1 protein-coding gene is annotated in these 11,853 nt (G+C 43.9%); it reads right to left on the bottom strand.

From position 1 onward, the window contains the following. Window positions 1-101: 101 nt before the first annotated feature. Entirely contained in the window at window positions 102-11,693 is an 11,592-nt protein-coding gene (locus KIK04_RS18955; RefSeq protein ID WP_232275148.1) for a non-ribosomal peptide synthetase, read from the bottom strand. Window positions 11,694-11,853 lie beyond the last annotated feature (160 nt).

The raw sequence follows: 11,853 nt of genomic DNA, 5'->3' as shown, positions 1-11,853 counted from the left end.
TTTTGCTACACTTAAATCCTTATATCCGTGGAACCTTTCAGGGGAGTAGAATAAGCAAGTACAGTCCCACGGAATACGTAACCAATCAACTCATACACTAATTACTCAAACAAAAGATCTAACGATTCCTGGTCCAGTTCCGCCGCCTCAAAATCAGACGGTGTATATTGGACTTCTTCTTGTGCAACGCTAAAATCCACGATGCTCATTAATTGATGAATAAATGAATCTACCAGAGCTTGCATCGTTTCCTCCTGATAAGCGAGCCCATTATAGCCTAGCTCCACGTGGAAAACATCGTTCATCATATAGCAGTTCAAGTCCATTTTTGTCGCCATCGTATTGGACTCACCGATCTCACCCACACTGCTCATTTCTGAAAAACGAAATAGCTCATTGTTAAACTCTTGATTGAATTGGCCCAAGTAGTTGAAACGCAATTCAACCATTTCTCGTTTGTCCTCTAGCCATGCATCGTTTAAATAGCGAAGGACGCCATAACCGACTCCATTGTTAGGTACAGAGCGGAATTGTTCTTTAATCCTTTTAATTTGCTCACCCATGTCATCACTTGGAAAACCCAGTTTTAACGGATACATGGACGTAAACCAACCTACCGTACGCGACAGATCCAGCGATTCAGCATGCCGCCCGTGATTTTCCATAACTACAACGTATTCGCTTACCTGAGCGAAGTCACAAATTGCTCGGGATAAGGCAGTCAACAACAAATCATTTATTTCCGTTTGGAACGCCCAGTGCGCCTCGGCTCGCAACAATTGGGATTTGGAACGATCTAACGAGCTACTGACCGTTTTCTGCCTTTCTATGCTCCAATCATCCGTTTCAGCATCCTGCGGTAACTTGAAAGAGTGTGCATTTGCAATTTCCCAATACGATTGCTCGCTGACAAACGCTTTTGAAACCGCAAGCTCATCAACATGTTTATACCAATCTAATAAGGAAGCGGTTTTCTGCGAAAGAACGGGCGTTCTTCCAGCTGCAAAACACTCATATAAATAAACAAAGTCGTCCAACAAAATTCGCCACGTCACACCGTCAGTCAATAGATGATGTGCCGTAATCAGCAACTTATGCTTCCCTTCGCTAATCTTCATCAGCATCGCTCTAATAAGTAGGTCTTGATCAATTCGACAAGCTGACTTCAGCTCATATTTAAGCTGCTGCTCCTGGACATGTTGCTCTCTCTCATCAAGCATCGTTAAATCAATTTGCTGTACTTCAAAAGGAGCATTCGCATGATGTTCATTAAAAAACAGTTCCTGCTGCTCCAAATTCACATTTAATCGCAAACCATCATGGTGCTTAACGAGCAATTGGAAAGCTTGCTCCAGCCATTGCACATTCGGGCTGTGATGCCACTCCAGCATTACGGATTGGTTAAAATGATGTGGATTAGCTAGGACGCTATCCATAAACCAATGCTCAATTGGAGTAAGCCCTTTCTTGCCTATTAACAAGCCTTGATCATACGTTACGAACGATCCTGAAGTGACGACCTGCAGCGCAATCGCTTCAATCGTTCGATACGTTAGCACATCACTAACCGAAATACGCCACCCGTGCTCGTTGTCATTGAACTTGGACACGACCTGAATCGCTTTGATCGAATCGCCTCCAAGCGCATAAAAATCTTCTAGAACGCCAACAGCATCTAAGTGAAGCAGGTTCTCCCAAATTAGGCATAACCTTTGCTCAAATCCGTTTCGAGGCCCTACGTAATCCTCCGTACATTCTATATATCCTTCTGGCTCTGGTAGCTGCTTGCGATCTACTTTGCCGCTTGCCGTATGCGGAAACGCAGCCAGTTGAACAAAATAAGACGGAATCATATAGTCTGGCAATAACTTTGCCAATTGTTTACGGATCGACTTCACAGAGCAAGATGCTTCGGCTATAAAATAGGCACAAAGATAAGCCTGCCCACCTGCTGTATACCGAGCGATAACGATGGTATCTTCGATCCCTTCACAGGTTAAAATCTTTTGTCGAACCTCATCAAGCTCGATTCGATTACCTCTAATTTTGACTTGATAATCCAATCTGCCTAAATACTCTATTTGCCCATCCGATCGCCAACGAGCCAAATCGCCTGTCCGATAGAGTCGTTCGCTCGGCTTAAATGACGCCTGCACAAATTTCTCTGCCGTAAGTGCAGCATTGTTTAAATAGCCGACTGCAACTCCGTCACCACTGATGCATAGTTCACCCGCGATACCTATCGGTTGAATATGACCCACTTCGTTCACGATATAAATGCGTGTATTCGCCACAGGCTTTCCAATTGAACCTGCCTGACCATTTCCTGGCTTTATCGAGCAGCCAGTCGCATAAATCGTTGCTTCCGTAGGCCCGTACAAATTTTCAAGCCGTACGCCGGACAAGGCTCTGTAGAACTTATCAATTAAATCTGCTGGCAGAGCTTCCCCAGCCACGAATACATATTTAAGCTCCTCCATGTTACGGATGGACTCCGAATCAAATGGAAACAACCCTAACATCGAAGGTACAAAATTAATATGGGTAATTCCGTGTTGTGCAATAGCTGCAATCATTTTTTCAGGATCTTTTTCTGCACCTGGCTCTAGTATGACGAGCCTTCCATGCCCGAAAAACCAGCCAAAAAGTTCGGTTACGGAAACATCGAACGTGTAGGTCGTTTTGAGCAAATAGGCATCCTCAGCTAGCAACGGATAGCTCTGCTCTAAGTATGTCAACATGTTGATTACACTTTTATGCTGAACCATTACGCCCTTTGGATTCCCCGTTGAACCAGACGTGTAAATCATGTAGACGACATCTTCTGCCGTTTGCGAATGTGTGATCGGACTGCTTACTTCTGTAGAAAGCTCCGATTCATTTACAGTCACCACCACACCAGCATATTCTAGCCGCGCTGTAAGCGGATCCTTAACTAACAGCAGCTTAGCATGACTGTCTGCAAGTACAAACTCAATCCTCTCTTGAGGCAGCCCAGGGTCAAGTGGTAAATAAATAGCGCCAGCCTTCAGTACGGCTAAAATAAAGATGACCATTTCAAACGATCGCTCGGTCATGACTGCCACAACATCGCCTGAACTCAATCCGTGCTTCAACAACAAATGTGCAAGCTGGTTTGCTTTTGCATCGACTTCCCCATAAGTCATCGTTTGATCGTTACATACAAGCGCAGTACGCGCTGGATTTTCACTTACACGTGTCGCAAATAGACGTTCAAGCGTCATCGTGCATGCATATTCCATTTGTTCGCCGCTAAAATCGTCGAGCAACTGGGTCCACTCTGCTTTCGTAATCATTTGCAGCTCACCGATTTCACGCTCTGGCTGCTGCAGTGCATGGCGTAACAATTGAATAAAATGATTGCCCATCCGCTCGATCGTGCTGCTAGCGAACAATGTTGTCGCGTACTCCAATTCGAAATGAATTTGCCCGTCTTTTTCAATCGCATCTAACGTCAAATCAAACTTGGAAATAGGATGCGAAAATGGATACGGCGTAAACGTTAACTCATTGCTAGAACTCTCATGCAACGACATATTTTGCAATACAAGCAACACATCAAAGAGTGGATTGCGGCTCAAATCTCGATCCAAGGTAAGCTTATCCACTAGCAACTCTAGTGGGTAATCCTGATGTTCTAGTGCCGCAAGCATGTTGTGCCTAACCTCTGCAATAAATTGAGCAACCGTCTTCTCAGCTGTTGGCTCGTTTCGCAACGCTAGCGTATTTACAAACATTCCGATTAATGGATCAACATCAGGATGTGGTCGATTAGTGACCGGAGCACCCACAATAATGTCTGCTTGCCCCGAATATTTTGCTAACATTATATTAAATACCGCTAATAACAACATATACAGCGTTGCTCCATGCTCCTCGGAGCATCTGTGCAGTTGCTTCGTCAAGTCCGCATCAATGACAAACGCTTGTCGCATGCCTGCAAACGATTTAACTAACGGCCGCGAATAATCGGTCGGCAACTGTAAGACAGGCAAATCGCCCGCTAACGTATCAAGCCAAAAGGACTCTTGCTCGAATGCAGATCGGGTTAACTGCTCCTGCTGCCAAGCGACAAAATCTTTGTACTGAATTAGCAATGGTTCTCGTGCATCAGCACGATCATACGCTTCGATCAGTTCTTGCATAAATATATTCATAGACACACCGTCGAACACAATGTGATGACGGTCAAGGAGTAACAGATGCGACTCCTTCGTTATTTGTAGCAATTCGACATGGAGCAGTGGTGCTTCACTTAAATCAAACGGCCGGACAAATGCCTCAATTCGTGACGGCACCTGCTGAACTTCCAGTTGATCGAATGAAAGAGCGATTTCTACTTGATCCGCTATTAGCTGCACAAGCTCACCTTGTCTGATCGTAAACGAAGTACGCAATATTTCATGACGGTTCACAACGAGCTGAATCGCCGCCCGTAATCGCTCCACTTCCAACGGCCCATCCACTTGCAAAATAACAGGCATATTGTAGCTTAAAGCTGCCCCTTCATATTGCGAAATAGCATACAGCCGCTTTTGTGCCGAAGAAGCTGGATAATCAGCTTGCAAGGCTAATGACGGAATTGGTGCATACGTATAGACATCCAAAGCTTCAATCCCTCGGCCAAGATCACGAATAGTCGGCTTCGTAAATAGCTCACGTAACGGATATTGAACCTTAAACTCCTTCTGTAAACGAGACACTAAGATGGTTGCTGTTAGTGAATGTCCACCTAACCTAAAAAAGTTATCGGTCACACTAATATCATTTACTTTCAATACGTCTTTCCAAATGGCTGCTATGCGCTGCTCGATATCCGTAGCAGGAGCCTCAAATTCACCTTCCGATACCATCCCCGTTACATCCGGCTCTGGCAACAATCGACGATCCAGCTTTCCATTATGCGTTAGGGGCAAGCGGGCCAGTTTCACAAAATAGGACGGAATCATATAGTCTGGTAGAGAAGCACTCACAAATGTTCTCAATTCAGACACAGTCGAAGCCTCATCAACAACGACATATGCACATAAGTATTTGTACGCTCCCTCGCCTATTGATATGACGACCGCTTCCTTGACGGCATCATGAGTATGCAGTATTGCTTCAATTTCACTCAACTCGATTCGATAGCCACGGATTTTCACTTGATGATCCGTACGACCCATATACTCGAGCATACCGTTAGGTAGCCAGCGTACAAGATCACCCGTTCTGTACATGAGACGATCGGAAGCAACAGGTAGCTGAACAAATTTTTGTTGTGTAAGCTCTGCTTGGTTATGATATCCACGTGCTAGGCTGACTCCTGTAATATAAAGCTCACCGATGACACCAATTGGCTGAATTTGCCCGTTTTCGTTCAATATGAATATCTCAGTCATCGAAATCGGCTTTCCAATTGAAGGAACTTCCTCGAATTGATTGCGATCAATCGTATACATGGTAACGACATGCGTTTCAGATGGCCCATAATGATTGTGCAGTTCGACGTTATACTTGATAAGCGTATCGTGTAGCAACTTCGTCACAACGAGCTGTTCGCCCGCAGTAATGATGTGATCCACACATTTTGCCAATGGCTCTATATATTGTTGTTCCGACGCCATGAACTTTAAAAATGAAGTCGGGATAAACAGCGTCCGAATATTCCGTTGCTTGACGAACGCAATGAGCTGTTGCACATCCCGCTTCTGTTCATTATCAATAATATGGAGCTCACCACCACACAGCAGTGTCGAAAATATTTCCTGATAGCACACATCAAAGCTTAAAGTCGTAAACTGCAGCACTCGATCGAACGGAATCGCTTGCTGTTCCTGCTGATAAGCAATGAGATTCAGCAACGTTTTATGCTCTAGTTGAACTCCTTTGGGGCGTCCTGTTGTGCCTGATGTATATATGACATAAAGCAGGTCCCGTTCTGCGCTATCCAATTGCAGATTGCTTGTCTCATCACTCGAATATATACAATCATCATCAAGCAGCACGATTTCTCCGCAAAAAGCATCTGGCACAGATAATCCACTTCTCGTCACGAGTACTGAGGACTCGCTATCCTCTACGATGTAGGCAATTCGTGCACTCGGAAGCTCTGGATCAACAGGTAAAAATGCTCCTCCTGACTTTAAAATACCGAGCAAGCCTACGATCATTTCTACTGAGCGCTCGCATTGCAACAACACAACGGAATTGCGCTCGACCCCTTTCGTCCGTAAGAAACGGGCTAGTTGGTTGGCCTTTTCATTCAATTCCCAGTATGTGAGGGTAGATGTGTCATCTGTACACGCAACTTGATTTGGGGTACAAACAACCTGCTGCTCGAACCATTCATGAATGGAAGCGACTGTATGTACGCGCTGAAGCTCTGTATCGTGAAAGGATGCAAGCTGCTGAAGCTCAGCATCACTAACTAAAGGTACGTCTCCCACCCTCGAATGAAGATTTGCAGCCATATGTTTCAAGAGTTGCTCGTAATGCATCAGCAAGCGTGCAATCAGCTCGTCCGAAAACAGATCGGTATTATAATCCAAGCTGATCGTTAATTGATCATCCCGCTCAAACACATGTACCGTCAGCTCAAATTGTGCGGAATCATTCTCTACAATTTGAAGCTCCGTCTGCAAATCATGCATCTCTGTAACTTCTAAATTCTCATTTTGCAAAATGAACAGCACTTGTATGAGTGGAGAACGACTGGCATCCCGCTCTACATGTAACTCGTCAATCAGCATCTCGAACGGTACGTCCTGGTGCTGATACGCGGCTAACGTAGTCTGCTTGACACGCTGCAAATGTTCTCGGAATGTCGGATTGTCCAAAAAAGAAAACCGCAACACTAATGTGTTTACAAAAAAACCAACCAAATCCTCAATTTCGGTACGTGTTCGATTGGCAATAGCCGTCCCTATGAGCAAATCCTTCTGACCTGTGTAGCGGTACATTAATGTAGAAAATGCACTTATTAATGTCATAAACAATGTACATTCACCTGACTGACTCACCTGTCGTAGCTGGTGTGAGAGCTCCGGATCAATACGCCAATTTATTCTCTTTCCCTTGAAGGTCTGTATGGCAGGTCTTGGACAGTCTGTCGGTAAATCAAGTACAAACGGCGCCTCTTGCAGTTGATGCTGCCAATACAACAGCTGATCTTCGAGAATATGTTCAGTTAGCCAATTGTTGTGCCAGATTGCATAGTCTGCATACTGTAACGGCAACGGTCGAATGTCAGCCTGAACACTTTGAACTTCCGCGGTATAGTAGGCGTTAAGATCTCGCATAAGTACACCTACGGACCAACCATCGGAAATAATATGATGAATCGTCGTAAGTAATACATGCTCTTGCTCTGCCCATTTAAACAATCGGAAGCGGATTAACGGTCCGTCTGTCAATTGAAATGGCGTACTCGCTTCTTGCTTACAAAGCCGATTCCATTCCTGTTCACGATCGGACGGTGGAAGACTCGATAAGTCGTGTATGCCCATGTTGACTCTTCTCTCAGCACTTATGACTTGCATAGGTACATCGTCAATCACGTCAAAATTCGTCCGTAATGTTTCGTGACGGTCTACAAGAGATTGAACACTACGCGACAAAATGTCTACATGTAGAGGGCCCCTTAGACGTAACGAGAAAGTATTGTTGTAATAAGGATTATCTGGTTCCCACTTGTAAAGAAACCATTGACGCTTTTGAGCATATGACATCGGCACATGGTCGCCTCGTGAATACTGTTGCAGGACACTTGACTGTTCACCTATCCCTAATCTTCGCTGTACAAGGGCAGCAAACTGTCGGACTGTAGGATTAAGAAATAAATCTTGCAGCGTAACGTCCGCTTGAAATCGCTCCTTTATGCGCGATACAAGCTGTGTTGCTTTCAGTGAATGGCCCCCTAGAGCAAAGAAATTGTCTTCAACACTTAGCTGTTTAATAGCGAGGATGTGGAGCCACATTTGGACTAGCTGTTTCTCTAGCTCTGTCTCTGCCAACACATATTTACGCTTCGTTGTCTCTGACTCCATAAGCTGAACAAGAATAGCCCGATCGATTTGACCATGTTCAGTTAACGGTAAAGTATTTAGCTTCTTTACGCGTACTTGATGCTCAATCGCCTCATTCTTCAAGAATTCCGTAATCGAGTTTACAATCTGTGAAGTTTGAATATGTTGCGCCTCTTTCGTCTCAACAAACGCATACAATCTATGTTGTGTAGTAACCAGCTCCACATTACGATCACGGAAATCTTGCTTGCTACCGTCAATTCCAATGAACAGCATCGCGCGACCTGTCATTAACCCAGCTAGCAGGGAGTAAATGCCTTGGTATGACGTGATGGGCATATATCCTCTAGCAAGCAATGCTTGTTTCGTAATTAAATTGCGGCTCATTCCGATTTCATCCCACACGCTCCATGCAAAACAGGCCGCATTCGTTCCGCATCTATAATGCTGATACTGGGTAAACACCTCAACAAATCCGTTAGCTGAACAATATCCACCCAGAGTCATCCCCGAAAGGAAGCTTCGTGCGGATGAAGCTGCAATAAACTGACAATTCGGTCTCTGCAACGCTATTTGATGCAGGACATAAGAGCCATATACTTTGGCTTCATACTGAGCTTCTAGCTCTTCCACCATTAAATCAGTCAACAGCCGTTCTTCAATCACTCCGGCGAGATGAATAATTCCGTCTAGCTGTTCGGACCAGTTGCTTTCAGCATCATGGACAATTGTCCGCACCGAATCCTCATTTGTAATATCGGTTGCTTTAAATTCAATCGAGCCACCATTTTTCTTAGCAAGCTCACACAAAGCTTCATACTGTTTTTTTATCTCTCTGGACCAATTTGCAAGCTCCGTTCTACCAAGAATGACAAGACGAGCTTCAAAGTTCTCCAGTAAGTAGCTAGCTACCAGCTGACTTATTCCACCTAAGCCTGTGATAAGATAATTACCTTTTTGCTTGAATGGAATTTCCTGTTTAACGTTGTCAGTAATCATCATTTTTTCAATTCGTTCTACGAGACGTTTTTGACCACGATACGCAACAAGCGTCTCAATCGAGCCTTGTTCTAGATGCAGGGCTTCCTGTGCCAATATACGACCGTGGGTAACTGGGCAAGTTATATCAAAATCAACAAGCCTGCAATTAATGAGCGGCATTTCTTGAGATACCGTCTTTAGTAGTCCAATTATCGTTGCTTTTTCATAGGCAACATGGTCCGACTTAGAAGTAACAAGCGCATTTGTCGTTACAATTGTTATCGATAACTCAACTAGCACTCGTTCTTGCAGCGCTTTCACTAAAAGCAGCAAACTATGGCTACCTATCACCTGAGCATTCCTCAAATGTGCGAGTGTAGCTAGTTCCCCATCATATACGCTATAGTTCCAAAGATGATAAATATGCAAACGTTGAACGCCTTCATTTTCCAAAGCTTGCAGTAATAGTACATAGTCCATTGGCAAGCTTGGATTTATCCGGTAGCGATTCTGGGTTATTTGCTCAAAATGGTCACCTATCTCAACATAGATGGCATTTCCTTTAAATTGCTCCCATAACCCCTCCTGGTCCACAAAAACTACGTGCATGTCTTCGTTTACAGGGGATTGCGGCATTGTGTTATCGATATCACTTTCAATCCAAACCGGCTGGTAGAACCAGTTGGGCAGCGTATTCTCATTTGCAAAGTACAGATCAATCTGCTTCTGAATTTCGCTATATTGACCGTCCATCCAATTTTTACTTAGCTGGATTCTCTGGATTTTCCCTGAGTTTGTCTTAGGGAACTGCTGTTGATTCAATGGAATCACATATTCAGGGTATATCCCAAATTTTCGTGTCACATGCTCGCGAATTTGATTGATCATATCCATTACAAATGGAACATCGTCATCTACTGGCACAAAAAATATGGCGAGACTCTCTTGGCCCGTGCCTCCATCTGAAATGCCACAGGCTGCCGTAAACGTTACACGTATCCCCGAAAGCTCTTCTACACAAGACTCTATCTCATAATTATGATAGTTGTTCCCGTTAATAATAATGACATCTTTGTTGCGTCCTGTAATCGTAAGTCGCCCTTTATGTAGGAAAGCCAAGTCCCCTGTTTCGAACCAGCCTTCTCCTACAAACACTTCTGCGTTAGCTTCTGGATTTTTATAATATCCTCGCATGAGCTGCTTCGTATTAATTTGAAGACGACCAATCGTATTTTCAGGCAGCAATTGATGGTTAGAGTCAACAATTCGAATAGATACCCCGTGCAATGGGCCACCAATTTCGGTGAAAAAAACGGCATCTTCAGCGGTTGGATCAGTAAACTGCAACGTTCCTGTAAGAGATTTCTGTGTCACAACGTGTACACCGCTCATCTCTTTCCCTCGTATGATGTGTTTGGAATATGCAATAACAGAGGAAAGTTCCGACATTCCAAAAGCTGCTGTAATCGCATCTTCTGGCAAACCGAATGGTTGTAATATGGTTAAAAACTTTTGTGTGGTCTGAGGGACGATTGCTTCGGCACCATTAATAATGTGACGTATTGAAGCTAAATTCCAATGATGTTGTTGGATGTCGTCCTCTAAGCTGTTAATGAGTGTAAATGCAAAATTCGGAGCCCATGTAGATGTTACGCAATAGGTGTCGATCCAATGAAGCCATTGTAGTGGGTCTGCGATGAATTGTTCAATTTGCGGGTGAACTTGGCTGCAAGTAACATATGTACTTTGAAGGTGTGACATGATAAGTCCGCCAACATGATCGAGCGGCATCCAGTTCAACCATACATCGTCTGTTCCTAATTGGAGAGCAGTAGACGAAGATCGAATCATATGCAAAATGCTCTGATGTGTATGCTGTACACATTTTGGAATGCCAGTACTGCCAGAAGTTAATAGATTAAGTGCAAGTTCGTCTTCGGAAGGGATGTGGGTTTGGCAAGTGGCTTCGCCGTGTAATAGCGAATCCATATCGATGATTTGCAGCTCTTCTGTCTCCCAAAGCTCTGAAAGCTGTAATAATGACGGGTATAACGATGAATTCGTAAGGATGACAGCGTGTTCTAGCAGTTCCCACACGCCATATAACTTAGTAACAGCAGCACTGTGTTCCCTATAATCGGGTGCAACTCCCAATGGAGCAGGTAAAAATCCACCTAGTATGCATGCCCATAGCGCAGTAATGAAGGAACGATTAGTTGAAAATTGAAAAATAACAAAATCTTGTGGTTGAAGCCCTCTTGCTTGAAGTCCGCCTAATATTCGTTCGGCCTCTTCCCATGCATCTGCATAAGAGACGCGTTCCTCGGTGCCTTCTGAGTTGAAAAAAATCATTTCGCTAGTAGGGGCACTTAAAGCTGCTCGCCGTAGTATATCTTGCAGCGTTCTTGGCTCATGCTCGTCTATCAAAAGAACTTCTTTCGAGCAGAAAGCCGGCGATGTCGTGCTCGTTTCTTCCGTGCTGGACGACGATGTCGATACAGGAGTCTGCTTTCTAGCACTGCTGTTGCTTTTCCTCTTATGAGGGAAAATATCTGTTAAATGAATCGACGAGATCGGTATGCTTTCTGTTTGAACTTCGACTGCAATATTGTTCAATATCGAATGATGTTGTTGCCTTAAATACGTTTCTAAATCTCGGTAATCAAATGGTGTATCGTGTAGCATATTACTATTTTTTCGAAGTATAACCGTCACCACCAAGCCATATATTTGTTAGAAGCAATGATTAATATCACTATAATATCGCAAATATTTGAATTATGATACAAGAAAATATAGAAAAATTTTCATGAACAAAATTTCATTTCGCTCCTTTTTTCACAGA

Origin of the sequence: Paenibacillus sp. 481 (assembly GCF_021223605.1) — a bacterium.
Classification (GTDB): domain Bacteria; phylum Bacillota; class Bacilli; order Paenibacillales; family Paenibacillaceae; genus Paenibacillus_B.
The sequence above is the reverse complement of the archived record's forward strand: the minus strand, read 5'-3'. Positions and strand labels throughout refer to the sequence as shown.

Coding starts and splice junctions, on each gene's coding strand:
- KIK04_RS18955 (WP_232275148.1), bottom strand. CDS start 11,693: ATGCTACACGATACACCATTTGATTACCGAGATTTAGAAACGTATTTA.